Raw genomic sequence first — 16,603 nt, 5'->3', positions numbered from 1 at the left:
TTGTAATTTAAAATACATCTTTTGATTCGGAACAGGAAGCGTATGACTAAGTTATGGAAGTGGAGTAAAAGGCTACTTTGGGTTTTGGCAGGCTTGTTTATTCTGCTGATTCTTTCTGTTTCGATTCTGGTTTATCTGATCAACTCAGAAGCTTTTTTAGAAAAGCAAATTCAAAAGCAATTAGGCATGAGCTCGCAAGTGGGCGAGCTTGATGTGTCGATATTTTCCGGAACCGTCAGTATCTCTGAGACGAGAGTAGGGCCGGAGGATAATCCTGCCATAACTTTCGATAAGTTAACCGCAGAGATTTCTTACTCTGGTTTATTCAGTAGTATACTCATTGATAGCATTGCGCTTGATAAAGCGGTTATCCGATACCCCTTCGATTATGAGTTGTCCGAAGCTAATGAAGTAGCTGAAGAGAGTGAGCAAGGCTTCTTTTTCGAACGATTGAGCGTTTCTGAAATTCGTATAAAAGATTCTGATTTCGTTTTTGATGATGAAGTGAAGTTAGAGGCTACTGGAATTAATTTAGTCATTACGGATTTGCCGGTTGCCGAGCGCAGTATTTTCCTGTTTAGTCAACTTAACGAGTTCTTCGTTGAGAGTAATACTCGGATATCTGCCGACATTGATCAATTACATACCGATAAAAGCAGCCTGAATAAGGTTAAGCTGCAAGCGAGAATTTCAGACCAGAATATTATTATTGAGAAGCTTTCATCAACTTCAGCGGATATTATTATTAGCGTCGCTAATAGCGGTTCTGGCGGTAATAATAATAGCAACGTTCAGGAGACTGAGTTACTAACGCTACCTTTCAATAGCCTATTGGTTGAGGCTGTTGATATCGGAACAACTCACTTTAAATTGGAAGGCCAACACCAACTATCGGTAAATGATATTCAAGCGACTTTTTCTCAGTTAGTTCTGGTTAAAGATAAAAAGCCTTTATGGACTGACTGGGAAGACTTTTACCTACAGCAAAACAGCCAATATACTCTGTCTTCCAAGGAGCTCGATTCCGAGAAACTCAGCTATAAAAAACTTCAAATGGAAGGTGAGTTAGCTGATAGCTCTTTTGAGATTAAGCAACTTACGCTGGCTACTCCAACCTTCAATTACCACGCTGATGCTCAGGCAACCGATACTGATAGTAGTCAGTCAGAGGATGCGTCTTCTGAAGATAATGTTTCGCCTGAAAATAGTACAGATTTTCATTTGCCGTTTGCACGCGTTCATTTAAATCAACTCACTATTACTAACGGTAGCTTGGATCTGCAGCTGAGTGATAGCTATAAAGCTCAATCTATTAATGCTGAAGTGCAGCAGTTACCAGTGATTCTTGAACACAAATTAGTCATTGCAAACCCCGAACTATGGAAGCAAAAGACTAATGCAAAAATTGAGGCTTCTGACGTTCGTTTGCCTCAAGCAGCGATCACAAAAATTTCTACAGATATTGAAAGCGAGTCCGGTAGTCTATTGATATCTCCCCTGAGTCTGGAGGGAGTCGCTCTTAAGCTTGATTTAGCGGCAGTAGGAGATGCGGCTGACAATACTTCCGGTAGCAATGATACCTTACCGTTCAATCAAATCACTATTAAAGACGCTAAAGTTAAACAGTTGGATGCTGTGGCCAAGCTCACTGATGGTGAGCTGACTGTAGATAACGCTTCAATAGAGTTTGATGTCTTTCCATTAATGGCAAATAAAGTGCTTTTTAATCTTGATGCTTTAGATCAGCTTGATATGGGCTTTAGAGTCACCACCGATAGTTTTGAATCGAAACAGTTGGCTATCCGTTCTTTATCAGCTGTCGGCTCTATTGCCGATAGTCGGCTGATATTTGAGACTCTTACTAATCAGTCGGGAAGGTTAACTCTCGATTTAGACTCTCCATCACAACAGAAGGCTACTTCTGAGCAAGCGGTAGCGGCCCAGCGTTTGCCGATTAAATCTGTTGTCATAAATAGTCTTAACCTGCGTAACTTTAATGGCGATATTGTTAACATGACGGATGGTCTTGATGAGGACGGTAATGAAGCTCGCATAAAGGAAATATATAAAATCACGGATGTGGACCTGTTAGCTTCTAATTTGTCGCTGGTTAAAAATAACCAATTGATTAGTGAGTGGTTCGACTCGCAACTTGAAAATGCATTTAAAAGCATCGAATTAAAAGTTGCTCAGATACAACAGGACGAAGATACTTATTCCAACTTTGATATTAAGGCCGTGCAAGCGGCTCGCACCATCACGGTTAAACCTTTAACCGTTAAAGTGAATGAGGCTGATCTCAGTGCTGACTGGTCGATTGACTTGGCCCAGCCGGGCTATGCATCACATTTTGAATTTGATTTTCAAAATCTTGATTTGGAGAAACTGGTTCGTCCTGACAACGAAAGCTCTATTAACCTGCGCGGTAAGCTTGATGGCTTAGCAGATTTAAACTTTACCGGTTTAAAAACTGATGACATCTACTCCAGCTTGAGTGGCCAAATTCTGTTAACCAATAATGAACCAGTGCAACTGGTCAATCTGAATGTTAATAAAGTGTTAGAACGTTTCCTCGAAAGCCAGGAGTTCGGTTTATTGGATATTGGTGGTTTCGTTTTGGCGGGGCCAGCGGGATTGTTATTGTCACAGGGCGTTAGTATGCAGGGTGTGTTAAGTAACCTTGGTGCTGATCAAGGTAATACCATGTTTGGTCAAGTTCACGTCGATATGACCATCGATAAGGGTGTTTTAAAAACACGTGATGTTGCCGCTTCTACTCAGTATTATCGCTTTGCTTTTGACGGTAATATCGATTTATCGATTATGGCATTCAATGATTTCGAGTTTATGATTCTCAATAAAGAAGGTTGCAAAGAATACAGCCAAACCTTGAACGGAAGTTTGAGCTCTCCTGAAATAGAAACCTTCCGCACCGCTTTTGATGCGGTGACTGGCTCTGTGGTTGGGCTTTTGAAAACAGGCGTTGGTCTGTTAACCGGTGGTTATTGTGACAGCGTTTATGACGGTAAAGTAACGCATCCTGAGAAAGGAGTTGAAATACCGCATCCAGAGTTGAAAAAGGAAGAGCCTGAGGTTGAAAATTCGCTTAGTCCAGAAAGTGAGATCGAAACTAGTGCAGAAGCAGAAACTAACGATGAGACTGAGTCGGGAGAGCCGACTCAGTAGCTACAGATTTGGGCTAAGCAAACGCAATAGCACCTTTGTTAACGCCTTCATAGGCTTTAACTTTAATATCTGATTTAGGCTGCTTTTCTTTGAGTTGGTCCGCAATGTGTTGGGCAATTAATTCTACCGTCGAATCTTGTTGCATGATATGGCATCGCTCTGCGGGTATTACCAAGGAAAACTCACCTTGTTCGCTTTGGTAGGAAAACTCAAAATATTGTACGCCATTGTCTTCAAAATCTTTCTGTAAGTCTTCAGCAGTGCCAATATAAATATCCCGCCACAACTCACACCAGTATGTTTCTAGGTCAGTGTTGCGCTGATTATTCTCATAAACGTGTATTTGCGAGCGATGACCATGCGCGATGCGCTGGCAGTCACCTAAATGTTTTTTCAAGCCATGAGCATAATGATAGTAATCGCCACTAATGTTTTCCGTGCGCAGGTTAAGGTAAATCTTCTTAACATTGCCCGGCACCACTTTCAAGCATGCTTCATGTAACATCGGCAAAGCGCTTTCGCGAGTGATGATCTCTGCTGGAACCAGTGCAACTGCCTGCTTTGGCGACTGATGGCGGTAGAAGCGGCCTTGTTTATCACGCATGTCTAGGCTCAAGGTATCGCCATCTTCTGCAATAGACAGCTCCGAGTACTGGCTCGGAACCGCTAACTTGTGATCCAGAGTTGCATCAATCGCTTGCTTGATTCGCTTCTTTACGTCACCAAAGTCGAACACCATGCCCTGGTCATCGAGTTCACCTTCCAGCACTAGATCGACAATCCAGCTTTCGCCCACAATCCCGCGGACAGGATCAAAAAAGGCAAAATCAATAACAGTGAGTTGGTCAACAAATAGTGCAGGCATAATGATTGGTTCTTTAAAAGGCATTCAATAATGACTCGAATTATAGCATAATCCCTGCATCGCAAAATTAACTTTTATAAGCTATTAGAATTTTATGAAGCATTATGATTTATACGCCTTAGGCAATGCATTGGTCGATATCGAAATCGAGGTTGATGAACAGGAATTGGAGCGTCTTGGGGTCGAAAAGGGGGTTATGACTCTGGTAGACGAAGAGCGTCACGATTATCTGTTAAGCCATTTGCACGGTAATATTCACCAGCGTGCCTCAGGCGGCTCAGCGGCTAACAGTGTAATTGCGCTGGCACAATTGGGTGGTAAAGCCTTTCATTCCTGCAAAGTAGGTCGTGATGAAGCCGGTGTTTTTTATGCTTCAGATTTGAATTCTGCAGGTGTGGATAATGGCTTACATCAATTGGAAGATAACCATGGTGCAACCGGCAAGTGTCTGGTCATGGTGACACCTGACGCTGATCGCACCATGAATACTTTCCTGGGTATTAGCAGTGAGCTCAAAGAGCAGGATATCCACTTTGATGCACTGGCCGACAGTAAGTATCTGTATCTGGAAGGCTATCTGGTGAGTTCCCCTGAAGCGCATCTGGCCGCTTTGAGCGCGAAAAAGCATGCACAAGCCAATGGTGTTAAAGTTGCCACCACATTATCGGATCCCAACATGGTGCGTTTCTTTAAGCCGCAGATTGAGCAGATTCTGGAAGCTGGTGTTGATTTGTTATTCTGTAATGATGATGAAGCTCTTGAGTTTACTGGCGCATCCGATATTAATCAGGCCATGGAAATTCTAAAGCAGTCAGCAAAACAGGTGGCTATCACGCTTGGCAAGAAAGGAGCCATCTTCTTTGATGGTGAGCAAACTCACAATATCGAAGCCCACCCGGTAAAAGCAGTGGATACCAATGGTGCTGGCGATATGTTCGCTGGTGCCTTTATATATGGCTTAACTCAGGGCTATAGCTTTGCCGAGTGCGGAAAACTGGCTAGTTTTGCGGCAGGACACCTAGTGACTCAGTTTGGCCCTCGTCTGTATGGCAAAGCGATTGATGAGCTCAAAGAGTTTAATCAACAACATTTCGGCAAGTAAAGAGACTGTTTTTTCAGGATTTCTTTCAGGACCAATTCAGGATTAATGTAATCGATTATGAAAGTATGGATTATGCGACACGGCGATGCTCCCTATATTGATGGGGAGCGTCAATTGTCTGAGCTTGGTAAGCAGGACGTAGCACAGATGGGGCAACGCCTTGCTGAAATATTGAAGGAGCAGGAACTGGAACTTGAAGTGATGCTGGCCAGTCCTTATTTACGCGCCCAGCAAACTGCCGATATCGTAGAACAGCAGTTAATGACGGCTAAAGTCAGGCCGTTTTTAACTGAGCAAGAGCCTTTGTTGCGCTCAGAGTCTGATCCTGAGATGACAGCTTCCTATATTGAAGCACTGCCGCAGTCGACGATTTTGCTGGTTAGTCATATGCCATTAGTCGCAAATTTGCTTGCCAGCTGGTTGCCAGGGCAGGGGCGTTATTTTCCAACCTCGGCTATTGCAGAAATAGAATTTGTCGGTGGAAAGCCAAAACTTACCAACTTTTATGAGCCTCAGTGACTTATCCTGGGGGGAACCACCGTTCTTCAGTTAGGCAGGAGCGCGCAGCGCTCACCCAAGCTCCTGAATAAATTTGCACATAACAATCTATTAAGTAAAGGCTTCCTCAGCTGCACTAAGGGCTTTTGATACAAGTTTATACTGGAAGTTAGGGCAAAAAGTGGCTAGCATTGCCACTTCATTGATGATTGACCTTCTATAACTTTGAACTCTTCAACTCAGACAGCACAAACAAAGACCGAGAAGCAGCCACGTCCGCAACCGAAAAAGGCAGGCTTACTACGAGCGCTATGGGTAATAACCTATTCGATTGTGGTAACCGGTAAATATTGTCTTAAGACTTTGTATTTCGCCTTCTTTTCGAAAAAGAATATGCGCGGCAAAGTAGACAAGATCCTTTATGACTGGTCGAGCCGATTGATTCGCGCTGGTCGACTGGAGTGGGAAGTGGAAGGCGATCTAGAAGCACAAATCGAGGAAGGGCGTCGTGTCATCATCATGTGCAATCATTCCAGCACCTATGATATTCCGCTCGCTTTTACTGCGTTACCGGGCAGTATCCGCATGATTTCTAAAAAAGAAATGTTCAGTATTCCGCTACTTTCTAGTGCCATGAGAGCCGCTGAAATCCTTTCCATCAATCGTCAAAATCGCCAGCAAGCGATTAAAGATCTGAAAATTGCCCGTGAAAAAATGGAAAGCGGTATTCGAATCTGGATGTTCCCTGAGGGCACCCGCTCTAAAAATGGTGAAGTAATTCCTCTCAAAAAAGGCGGTATTCGCCTGGCGATTGATACCAATGCGCTGATTATTCCAGTGGTGATGCAGGATATTTATAAGGTGCTGCCTGACAAGAAATGGCTCAAAATGCGCCTGCATCAGCCAGTTAAGGTTAAGGTAGGGCAAGCAATAGATTGTCGTGAGTTTGATGTAGAACATCGCCATGAACTGTCTGATCTGGTATATAATTCGATGAAAAGGATGCTGGAAGAGAGAAGCTCATGACCTTAAGTCCCGTTTATCAGGAAGCAGAGCAGTCTTTAGAGACAGTTGCTGACTTCATTCGCTTTGCTGCTTCGCAGTTTCATCAGTCAGACTTATATTTCGGTCATGGCACCGATAATGCCTGGGATGAAGCGGTTGCCATCGTTCTGCAAATGCTAGATCTGCCGCAAGATTATCCGCAAGGTATGTTAACGGCGAAGTTATTAGCTGATGAGAAAAAGCATCTCATTCACGCTATCTTTGAGCGCGTTGAGCACCGCAAACCTTTAGCTTACATTACCAATAAAGCGTACTTTGTCGGCCTTGAATTTTATATTGATGAGCGAGTGCTTGTACCTCGCTCACCGATTGCTGAATTAATCGAAAATGATTTCTATCCCTGGTTGGAAGCAGACAACCCTCGTATTCTCGATTTATGCTGTGGTAGCGGTTGCATTGGTCTAGCAATTGCGGCTTATATCGAAGATGCAGATGTTGTTCTGTCGGATATTTCCGAAGATGCCATCACGGTTGCTGACATCAATAATGAGCGCCTTGGTTTGTATCCAAAAGCACAAACGGTGGTTTCTGATTTGTTCGAAGCCATGAGTGATGAAAAGTTTGATTTGATCGTTTCCAATCCACCGTATGTGGACTCGGAAGATTTGTCAGATATGCCGGCAGAATACCAGCATGAACCTGAAATTGGTTTAGGCTCTGGCGAAGACGGCCTGGATATCACGCGCCGTATTCTAGAACAAGCGGCTAAGCATCTTACTGAGCAAGGCTGTCTAATTGTCGAAGTGGGTAATAGCTGGCCAGCACTGGAAGAAGCCTTCCCGGATGTGCCTTTCAGCTGGCTGGAATTTGAAAAGGGTGGTGATGGCGTTTTCTTACTGACTCGGCAGCAGCTACTTGAGCATTTTTCATAAACGTTTGTTATTAAATGATCTATAACCAAGACTTTCATAAAGTTGAGGACTTCGTTGAACTCTTTAATCGAGAGTTTTCCGACTGCAATACACGCCTGCAAGCTGGTGCGGATGAACCTTTCTATCAAGCTCCGGTAGACCATAAGCCAGCGATTATTTTTTCCACCCAAGATTATTTTTCCAGCGCCTTGCATGAGTGTGCCCATTGGTGCATCGCAGGCGAAAAGCGCCGTCAGATGGATGATTATGGTTATTGGTATGCAGCTGATGGTCGAACTCCCAAGCAGCAGCAAGAGTTTTTCAGGGTCGAGCAAAAGCCACAGGCATTAGAATGGGCTTTTGCACTGGCCTCTAATCTTCCATTCCGTCTTAGCCTGGATAATCTGAACAATCCTTCTGGTGATGGAAAAGCTTTCAGAGAGCAGGTATTTTCAGCTTTAAACGATTACTTTGAGCATGGTTTTCCACCTCGCGCTACACGTATGATTCAAATGCTTTGCCGTTATTATCGACAAGGTCACCCCATTCAAATTCCAGATATTTCAACATGTTCCATTTAGGTTTTATTGTTAATCCATTTGCCGGTATCGGTGGCAAAGTGGGCCTTAAAGGCAGCGATGGCAAAGCAATCCGTGAGGAGGCTTTTGCCCGCGGCGCTATCAGTCAATCGACAAATCGAGCGAGGATTGCTCTGCAAATTTTGCAGCCTTACAAGGATAAATTATTTTTCTATACCGCCTCAGGCGATATGGGCGAAGGTTTGCTCAAAGAGATGGGCTTTAGCTATGAGTGCGTCTATTCGTACCAGGGCCAGTCCAGAGCGCAGGATACGATTGATGCAGCCAAAGTGATTACAACAAAAAATGCTAACCTGCTGTTGTTTGCCGGAGGCGACGGCACGGCTAGAAATGTTTATGAAGCTGTGGGTGAAGATTTACCCGTGTTAGGAGTACCTGCCGGAGTCAAGATCCATTCTGGTGTCTATGCGGTGACTCCTAAGGCAGCAGGACTGGTGATTGAGCAGATGCTCAATAATGAGCTGGTCAGCTTGCTCGAAACGTCAGTCATGGATATTGACGAGGATGCTTTTAGGCGGGGTAATGTTCGCGCCAAGAAATATGGTGAAATGCAGGTTCCAGCTGAGCATCGATACGTTCAGTCCACCAAGTCTGGCGGCAAAGAAGTTGAAGCCTTGGTGGTACAGGATATCGCTGAGTATATAGTTGAGCAGATGGTTGATGATTGTCATTACCTCATCGGCTCGGGGACAACCTGTGCAGCGATTATGGATGTTTTGAAGTTACCCAATACTCTATTGGGTATCGACCATATTTTTCAGCAACAGCTGGTTCAGGCGGACGTTTACGAAAAGCATCTACTGGAGTTGGTTGATAATAATCCAGGCAAGGTAAGAGCTATCATTACCATTATTGGTGGGCAGGGCCATATTATCGGCCGTGGAAACCAGCAACTTAGCGCCAAGGTGTTGCGTAAGCTTGGGCGCGATAACCTGATTGTAATTGCTACCAAGACTAAGTTACAGCAACTGAACGGTAAGCCTTTAATCATTGATAGTGACGATTTAACGCTTAATGAAGAGTTTTCAGGACCGATCAAGGTTATAACAGGCTACGAAGACTCAGTTTTATACCCGATTGGACGGATCTGAAACTTCGATTATTACGACTATCGCCACTATCTTTGTGCGAGATCTCTCACAAGCTCCTCGGAGATCGCTGAAAAGACTCTAGTAGAAGAGCCCCTAAAACACACAGTTTTGATCTAACTTCCTGATTTATAACTATATAAGTAAGTCTTAATGTACGGTTCTCTGGCCGAACTTCATTTTTGACTTGTTGTACAAAACATCTTATTTGCTAAAGTAGCCCGCGTAGTCAGGGAGATTACACAATCTACAAATCGAGTCTGGAAGAATATAGGAACATGGAAACGAGTATACGGATATACCACCCAAGGTAGGGAAAAGGGGATCTAACGATTCACATTGAAAGCGGCTTCGGCCGCTTTTATTTTGTCTGTCTGTTTTGCAATAATTTATATTTCCAGCAATCTTGTGTAGACTCAAAGCATAGTAAGCCTTACTGGCCGTATTAAAGGAAAAACTATGCAAAACAGGGTCTTAGTCATATTTGCCCATCCCGCTTATGAGCAGTCCATTGCCAACCGCGCTATGGTCTCTGCTATCCGAGATCTTGAAGGCGTGACATTTAACGACCTTTACGAAAAGTACCCTGATTTTTTCATTGATGTTGAAGAAGAGCAACGACTTCTTAAAGAACATCAAATTGTTATTTTTCAACATCCCTTTTATTGGTACAGCTCTCCCTCACTTTTGAAAGAATGGCAGGACGTGGTATTAGATTATTCTTTTGCTTATGGCGAGGGCGGCTATCAGTTGTCTGGGAAGTGTTTGATGAATGCTGTCACTATCGGCGGCAGTGAGTCGAGTTATGGTTCTAGCGGTTTTAATCACTACCCTGTCGAAGAATTACTTAAGCCTTTTGAACAAACCGCCATATTTTGTGGTATGCGTTTTCTAAAACCGTTTGTCTTGTATGATGCATTGGCTTTGTCCGACTCCGAACTTGCCGACGAGGCACACCGTTATGCGCAATTATTACGGTCATTAAGGGACGATGATTCACTAATACAGGAGGATAGGTATTAATGGAAATGCAGGGCGTTTTATACCAGACCTTTATATTCCTGTTGGCAGCAGTCATAGGGGTAACGCTGGCTAAGCGAATGGGGCTGGGCTCTGTGCTGGGTTACCTGGGAGCCGGGATTATCATTGGGCCATTTGCGCTGGGCCTGGTAGGTAACGACGTTAGTGACGTGATGCATTTTGCTGAGTTTGGCGTAGTCATGATGTTGTTTCTGATTGGCTTGGAACTTGAGCCTAAAAAGCTGTGGAAGCTGCGAGTTCCTATTTTAGGATTGGGTGGGTTGCAGGTTCTGCTCACTACCTTATTGATTACCGCGATTGCTGTATCGATTCTTGGCTTGCATTGGAAAATGTCATTAGCTATTGGCATGATGCTGGCTTTGTCATCAACAGCAATCGTTCTGCAAACTCTTTCTGAAAAAGGTTTGCTTAGAACACATGCTGGTAAATCTTCTTTTGCAGTATTGTTATTTCAAGACGTTATCGTTATTCCGATGATTGCGGTGATGCCGCTACTGTCGACTTTGCAAGTTGATGCGGCGACTTCTGTTGGACATGTTAAAGAACTGGGTTTGCAACAGACCTTCTTAATTCTTGGTTCTGTTGTAGGTATTATTTTAGTGGGACGCTATCTGATATCACCAATTTTCAACTGGATTGCTCGAACCGGGCTTCGAGAAATTTTTATTGCAACGTCCTTGTTGCTGGTTATAACCATTACCCTGGTGATGCAGAAAGTAGGCCTGTCTCCAGCTCTTGGCGCGTTCTTGGCTGGCGTTGTGTTAGCCGAAAGCCAATATCGACATGAGTTAGAAGTCGGTTTAGACACCTTTAAGAGTTTATTGCTTGGTCTGTTTTTTATTACCGTTGGGGCTAGTATTAATCTAGAGCTTTTGGCTGATTCGGTATGGCTAATCGTTGGCCTATTGCTTTTGTTGTTAATCGTTAAAATTGCGGTGCTGGGTGTGTTGGCTCGACAATTTAAAATGCCTCTTTTGGAAAACTTGATATTTACCTTCTCCCTCGCGCAAGGTGGTGAGTTTGCGTTTGTATTATCAACCTATGCTGCTCAAAATGGGGTGCTGGATCAAAATACCATTTCGATTCTGACTGTCGTTGTAACTTTAAGCATGCTGCTGACGCCGCTTTTGATTATCTTTGCTGAACGTGTGTTGCAACCGATGCTGAAAAAAGACATTGAGCGTCGTGATTTTGATGAAATTGATGATGGGGAAACTCCGGTTATCGTGGCGGGCTATGGCCGCTTTGGGCAGGTGGTTTCACGCTTATTGCGGTCACAAGGTTTTAATACAACTTTGTTAGAATATGACGTGATGCAGATAGAGTTGGTCAAGCGCTTTGGTACTAAGGCTTTTTATGGTGACGTGACCAATGTTGATATTTTGCGGGCGGCGGGAGCAGAAACAGCAAAGTTGATGATTATAGCAGTTGATAATCAGGATAAGTGTCTAAAGGTGACCAAGCTGTGTAAGGAGCATTTTCCGCAACTCAAAGTGCTTGCTCGCGCGAAAGGTCGGCGTGAAGCGCATGAAACCAGGAAAGCGGGTGCTGATTACGTGATTCGCGAAACTTTGGGGTCAGCATTGTTGTTAGGACAGGAAGCGCTGAGTGCTCTGGGCTACCGACATTACCAGGCGCACCGCGCTGCAAAAACTTTTTTACATTATGATAACAAACACCTTGAGGAGCTGTCGGATATTTGGGGAGATGATAAACAGTATATTTTGGAGGCAGCTGAAAAAGCAGAGTTACTGGAAACGGTTTTACGGGCGGATCAAGAGGCTAATAAAGTTGAGCAACGACAGCCCTGGATGGCCGACTGGACATCTGAAGAGGGTGCTGAAGAATCGCAAAGTAAGAAAGAAGAGTCATAATTTTGACCTTGCCTGATATTGGTTATCTAGAACTTGTTTATGTCCTTCTACCTGTTGTGCTTGTTGGCGTGATTTTCTATCGCTGGTCGATCCCGCTATCTGACTTGGTGATTGCCACCGTACGAATGGTAGTTCAGTTGATCGCTATTGGCTTTGTACTGGTCTATCTATTTACCACCGACAACTGGTTGCTTGGGCTGGCGGTTTTAAGTTTCATGCTACTGGTTTCGAGCTGGATCGCTTTGCGGCCGATAAAAGACAAAAACCTCCGTCATTTTATACAGTTAGTGGCGTCCTTAGCGCTTGGATGTGGATCGGTTCTCGCTCTCATTATCGTGGCTGTGCTACATTTAGATACATGGTATCAGCCACGTTATGTGATTCCTCTTGCAGGAATGTTATTGGCTAATACCATGAATAGTTTGAGTCTTGCTGGTGAGCGATTGGATAGTGAGTTATTAATTAGTCAGCCACCAGAGCAAGCTCGAAATAAAGCATTCAACACCGCGATGATACCGCAGATAAATAGCCTGCTGGCGGTAGGATTGGTTGCTTTGCCTGGCATGATGACAGGGCAGATTTTATCCGGTGTGTCGCCCCTGTTAGCAGTGCGCTACCAGATTGTGATTATGGCAACCATTCTTTGCTCTGCGGCATTCTCGGTAGCAATATATTTAAGTTTACGACTCAAAGCCCAGTTAAATAGCCATAAGGATTAAATGGTTGGTTTAACATCAAGAGAAACATCAAATTGACAGGCTTTGTTGATGATTGATTTTGTAGAAAGATAGATTGTGTAATTCTAATTTGGAGACCTTATGAATTTACGCGGCATTTTGATGAAAGTGCGAGCCGTGGAACTCATGGAAGGTGGCGGCTTTAAAGTTCGACGTCCGTTTCCAGGACAGATCCCTGACAGGATTGTTGATCCTTTTTTATTAATTGACGAGATGGGCCCCACTGAATATGAGCCAGGCGAAGCCGTGGGTGCCCCTGACCACCCACACCGTGGCTTTGAAACCGTGACCTATATGCTGGATGGAGTCTTTGAGCATAAAGATTCAGCAGGTAATAGTGGACGGATTGCCCCAGGTGATGTTCAGTGGATGACCGCCGGTAGTGGTGTAGTACATTCTGAGATGCCTTCCAGTTTAATTATGGAAAAAGGCGGCAGAGTACATGGTTTTCAAATCTGGATTAACTTACCTGCTAAAAATAAAATGGATCCGCCGCGTTATCAGGAGGTCCCTGATGAATCGATCCCAACAGCTACAACAGAAGACGGTCGCGTATCGGTTAAGATTATCGCTGGCGAAGCCATGGGTAAAAAAGCAGTTATTGATACCCATACTCCAATCACTTTTCAGCACTGGATTATTAACCCCGGAAGCTCATATACCCAAGAGCTCAAGATTGGCGTTAATGCCATGCTCTATGTGTTTCAAGGTAATGGCTTGAGAATTGATGGCCTAAAAGTTGATGATGGTGAAATGGTTATCTTGCACGATGGCGATGCGGTTAAATTTTCACTCGACCCAGACGCTGAAAACTACGTCGAGTTTCTGCTACTTGCTGGTGAACCGATCAAAGAGCCTGTCGTTCGTCATGGTCCATTCGTTATGAACAAGCCTGAGGAAATCAAACAAGCTATACTCGATTTTCAAAGTGGAAAAATGGGGAAAATAGAGTAATAGGCCCATTCTATAAATTAGTCATTTTAGCCTGCTTTGCGCAGGCTATTTTTTATATAGAATAAATTCAGGCGGTAAAATTTATGATGATAGTTTGTTTAACAGTTCCAAAGCAATATCATTAAATTTATGAGCTATTTCTTCATCACTATATCTAATGCCTCTCGCCTCAATCATTATTGCGCCTTTCTCTAAAGGAATATAAAGACGGTTTCTTTGTCTCACGACACTGTATTGCGATAGCATTTCTTGGTCGCCATTTTTCTCAAAATAACTATTCCATCGCTTCACACCGTCATTGCCCAGATAAGTAACAGTCACCGAGCCGCGTCTATCACTGCTGTAGGTACAGGCAACGCCATCTTCTTGCGGACGCTCTTTCAAGGATGGAGTATGGTTAATCTCAATTCTAGGGATAGCCCAAGCAACATCACCTTGCAGTAATTCGTAAGGCTTAGCAGCATTACTGACTTTACACATATCCAGTGATGGTCCGCCAAGCAAACTGATATTGGCGGATTGCGGCTGGGTTGAATCTGATATTTCTTGCAAACGACTAAGCACTTTCTCAGCAATCCAGATGTTGGACTCCATCTCGGATTTATTATTATAAGGAATTTGATTCACTACCATGACCAATCGTCCCCCCGTTTTTATAATCAACTGATCTCGGCCTTCAAAGGTCCCTTTCCAGGCAGCTTCACCCAAAGAATAACGTTCTTCTCCCTGAGGTTCTACTTCTCCCTTTATCTGTTGCACTTGAATCCAACCAACAGGAGTACCCTGATCCACTGACCGCCATTTACAAGCTATGAATGGGGTAATGGGACTGTGATTAGGAATTTGCCTGCTCCAGCCATATTGCGAAAAGTGCTGTTTGTCGGGTAACCCAATTTCGTTAAGTTCTGCTTTTGATAGCAGCTGGCAGGGATCTAAATTTACTGTGGCAGGCAACTCTGCTAACTCTATCATGGGCAGAGCAGGTTGATTATTCGTGGTGGATTGCGGTTTTACCTCTGGCTGATTTGAATTGTTCGTCTCAGTGGTAGCAGACTCTTGGTCACAGCCACTCAGAATAACCCCTAATAAAACAATCGCTAATAATGGTCTATACATTATTCTATTTCTCCTTTTGGTTCCCCTACTTAAAAATTGTTTTTTGTGATCCTATCTAATATCTTTTCACATATTCGCAAAAAATCAGTGAAATCTCAAAAATAATCAATAACAAGTCAGGAGATTAAGAAGTACTTCATACAAAACGGGATGCAAAGCACTGGATGGTAGAGGCTCTTCCCTTAGAATGACCGAAAGGCTGCATTTCCCTGATGTAGATAAAGATGTGTCTATGATTATTTTATGAAAGCTTGTTGTATATAACCGCTAGTAGCCAAGCTGTAAATCCTCCACACACAGACCAAACAACCAAGCCAACTAAAAATCCAGACATACTGATATGCCATTCCATACCCATTTCAGTACTGTGCATCATATCTTCAAAAACATTCATTGATAGTGATGGTAGCACCCAAACAAAAATAAAACATAGTGTCCAGACGATGGCGAAAGCAATCGCAGTTGCTATTCCTAATGTTAATGGTTTGATTTTCATCATACATCTCCTTGTTACAGAATACTCTTGCTAAGTTACAACGAACTAGCGATTAGAGTATTGACTTGGCTCAAGTAGGTGAAAGTTACGGTAGCATTATAAAGTGTAAAAAGGCAATAACTGCAATGAGCTATAGCAACGAAACAAAGTAAGAAAATCTAACCGATAGGATTAGTTAATTTAATCCTATCGAGGCTAAAAAACCTTTAATTACAAAAAGATATAAGAGTTCAGTTTTTAATTGACCATCCTGTTTCCTTCGCTTAGAATCCGCGCCGCACTTTAGATAAAACACACGGAGACTAACAAAGTGAAATTAAAATTAATTACTACAGCAGTTCTTTTTTCTTCAGCGATTTCTGTTTCTGCAGAAGAGTATCAGGTTATCTCTGACATTACCTGGAGTAATGTAGATGTTGCTGGTTCTTCTTATGATGTATTAGGGCTGGATGGCACTTACTACTTCGATAAAAAAGAATCATTGGGTCCATACAACGAATTCGAATACATCAACAAAGTCAGCAATATTGGCGCAGCTTATACTAACTGGGAAACTGGTGAGTATTACACAGCTGAAGTTTCTGGTGAGTTGTTTGTTGAAAACTTCTTGATCGGTGCTGGATACGCAGAAGATAAATTTGATAATGATGCGACTCTATTTTCATTAGGTTACTTGTTCAGCGACGACTTGTTAGTTCGCGTTGATGCAATAGATACTGACGGTGCTGATACTGTTTACAATATCTCTGCTGCTTACAATCACCAAATCAATGAAACTGATTACCTTGGTTTCACTTTGGCGACTGACGACAATACTGATTATGTAACTTTGTCTTCTAAATACTTCACTCACTTAGGTGATGACAAGTATTTCACAGCTAACGTTTCATTCACTGATACAGATTTTGGTAGCACTTGGGCGTTAGGTTCAAGCTACTACTTCAGCAAAGCAACTTCTGTTTCTGCAACTTTAGGTGACGATGACTTGTATGAAGTTAGTGCTCAACACTTCTTCAACGAGAACGTTGCTTTGTATGCAAGCTTTGCTTCTCAAGATGATTTGGTTGAGACTGAGACTTACACTATTGGTTTAAGAGCTCAGTTCTAATAGATTGTTTTGATCTAAGAGTC

The 16,603-nt window shown here is 43.2% G+C and carries 15 protein-coding genes; 12 read left to right on the top strand and 3 right to left on the bottom strand.

What is annotated here, in order from left to right; genetic code table 11:
- Nucleotides 1–42: 42 nt before the first annotated feature.
- Entirely contained in the window at nt 43–3,186 is a 3,144-nt protein-coding gene (locus ACN0VI_RS10060) for an AsmA-like C-terminal region-containing protein (protein ID WP_417446693.1), read from the top strand.
- A 13-nt stretch (nt 3,187–3,199) separates the two neighbouring features.
- Here ACN0VI_RS10060 and ACN0VI_RS10055 read toward each other — a convergent pair whose 3' ends face one another.
- Nucleotides 3,200–4,051, bottom strand: a complete 852-nt coding sequence (locus tag ACN0VI_RS10055) for a 6-pyruvoyl trahydropterin synthase family protein (protein ID WP_417446692.1) — start codon at nt 4,049–4,051, stop codon at nt 3,200–3,202.
- Between the two features lie 94 nt (nt 4,052–4,145).
- Here ACN0VI_RS10055 and ACN0VI_RS10050 point away from each other — a divergent pair, with 94 nt between their 5' ends.
- The 10 genes from ACN0VI_RS10050 (at nt 4,146) to ACN0VI_RS10005 (ending at nt 13,860) form a co-directional block, all read left to right on the top strand.
- Complete coding sequence (locus ACN0VI_RS10050) at nt 4,146–5,153, top strand: adenosine kinase (RefSeq protein WP_331889411.1); 1,008 nt, start codon at nt 4,146–4,148, stop codon at nt 5,151–5,153.
- A 57-nt stretch (nt 5,154–5,210) separates the two neighbouring features.
- Nucleotides 5,211–5,672, top strand: coding sequence for a phosphohistidine phosphatase SixA (gene sixA / locus ACN0VI_RS10045; protein ID WP_331889409.1), 462 nt, complete (start codon nt 5,211–5,213; stop codon nt 5,670–5,672).
- 372 nt (nt 5,673–6,044) lie between these two features.
- On the top strand, nt 6,045–6,677 hold the full coding sequence (locus ACN0VI_RS10040; protein ID WP_331889407.1) for a lysophospholipid acyltransferase family protein: 633 nt from the start codon (nt 6,045–6,047) through the stop codon (nt 6,675–6,677).
- On the top strand, nt 6,674–7,588 hold the full coding sequence (gene prmB / locus ACN0VI_RS10035; RefSeq protein ID WP_331889405.1) for a 50S ribosomal protein L3 N(5)-glutamine methyltransferase: 915 nt from the start codon (nt 6,674–6,676) through the stop codon (nt 7,586–7,588). The genes ACN0VI_RS10040 and prmB overlap by 4 nt, the downstream gene beginning before the upstream one ends.
- Nucleotides 7,589–7,602: 14 nt before the next feature.
- Nucleotides 7,603–8,148 (top strand): elongation factor P hydroxylase, encoded by a 546-nt coding sequence (locus ACN0VI_RS10030; RefSeq protein ID WP_417446691.1) that lies wholly within the window; start codon nt 7,603–7,605, stop codon nt 8,146–8,148.
- Nucleotides 8,136–9,257 (top strand): ATP-NAD kinase family protein, encoded by a 1,122-nt coding sequence (locus tag ACN0VI_RS10025; RefSeq protein ID WP_417446690.1) that lies wholly within the window; start codon nt 8,136–8,138, stop codon nt 9,255–9,257. Before ACN0VI_RS10030 ends, ACN0VI_RS10025 begins: the two co-directional genes overlap by 13 nt.
- Before the next feature lie 456 nt (nt 9,258–9,713).
- Nucleotides 9,714–10,277 (top strand): NAD(P)H-dependent oxidoreductase, encoded by a 564-nt coding sequence (locus tag ACN0VI_RS10020; protein WP_331889399.1) that lies wholly within the window; start codon nt 9,714–9,716, stop codon nt 10,275–10,277.
- The gene (locus tag ACN0VI_RS10015; RefSeq protein WP_331889397.1) at nt 10,277–12,169 is read left to right on the top strand and encodes a monovalent cation:proton antiporter-2 (CPA2) family protein; all 1,893 of its coding nucleotides are present in this window, start codon (nt 10,277–10,279) and stop codon (nt 12,167–12,169) included. Before ACN0VI_RS10020 ends, ACN0VI_RS10015 begins: the two co-directional genes overlap by 1 nt.
- A 2-nt stretch (nt 12,170–12,171) precedes the next feature.
- Nucleotides 12,172–12,888 (top strand): ABC transporter permease, encoded by a 717-nt coding sequence (locus ACN0VI_RS10010; RefSeq protein ID WP_331889395.1) that lies wholly within the window; start codon nt 12,172–12,174, stop codon nt 12,886–12,888.
- 99 nt (nt 12,889–12,987) lie between these two features.
- Nucleotides 12,988–13,860: a pirin family protein gene (locus tag ACN0VI_RS10005; protein WP_331889393.1), complete on the top strand. Its 873-nt coding sequence runs from the start codon at nt 12,988–12,990 to the stop codon at nt 13,858–13,860.
- An 81-nt stretch (nt 13,861–13,941) separates the two neighbouring features.
- On the opposite strand, the gene ACN0VI_RS10000 is transcribed toward ACN0VI_RS10005, so the two are convergent.
- Both ACN0VI_RS10000 and ACN0VI_RS09995 read right to left on the bottom strand, forming a co-directional pair.
- Nucleotides 13,942–14,976 (bottom strand): hypothetical protein, encoded by a 1,035-nt coding sequence (locus ACN0VI_RS10000; RefSeq protein ID WP_417446689.1) that lies wholly within the window; start codon nt 14,974–14,976, stop codon nt 13,942–13,944.
- Between the two features lie 241 nt (nt 14,977–15,217).
- Nucleotides 15,218–15,475, bottom strand: a complete 258-nt coding sequence (locus tag ACN0VI_RS09995; RefSeq protein WP_417446688.1) for a DUF5676 family membrane protein — start codon at nt 15,473–15,475, stop codon at nt 15,218–15,220.
- 307 nt (nt 15,476–15,782) lie between these two features.
- On the opposite strand from ACN0VI_RS09995, the gene ACN0VI_RS09990 reads away from it, so the two are divergent.
- Complete coding sequence (locus ACN0VI_RS09990; RefSeq protein WP_417446687.1) at nt 15,783–16,580, top strand: putative porin; 798 nt, start codon at nt 15,783–15,785, stop codon at nt 16,578–16,580.
- Nucleotides 16,581–16,603: the final 23 nt, after the last annotated feature.

Source organism: Kangiella sp., assembly GCF_048265365.1.
Classification (GTDB): Bacteria; Pseudomonadota; Gammaproteobacteria; order Enterobacterales; family Kangiellaceae; genus Kangiella.
Note: the sequence above shows the minus strand (reverse complement) of the source record. Positions and strands in the feature narration are given on the sequence as shown.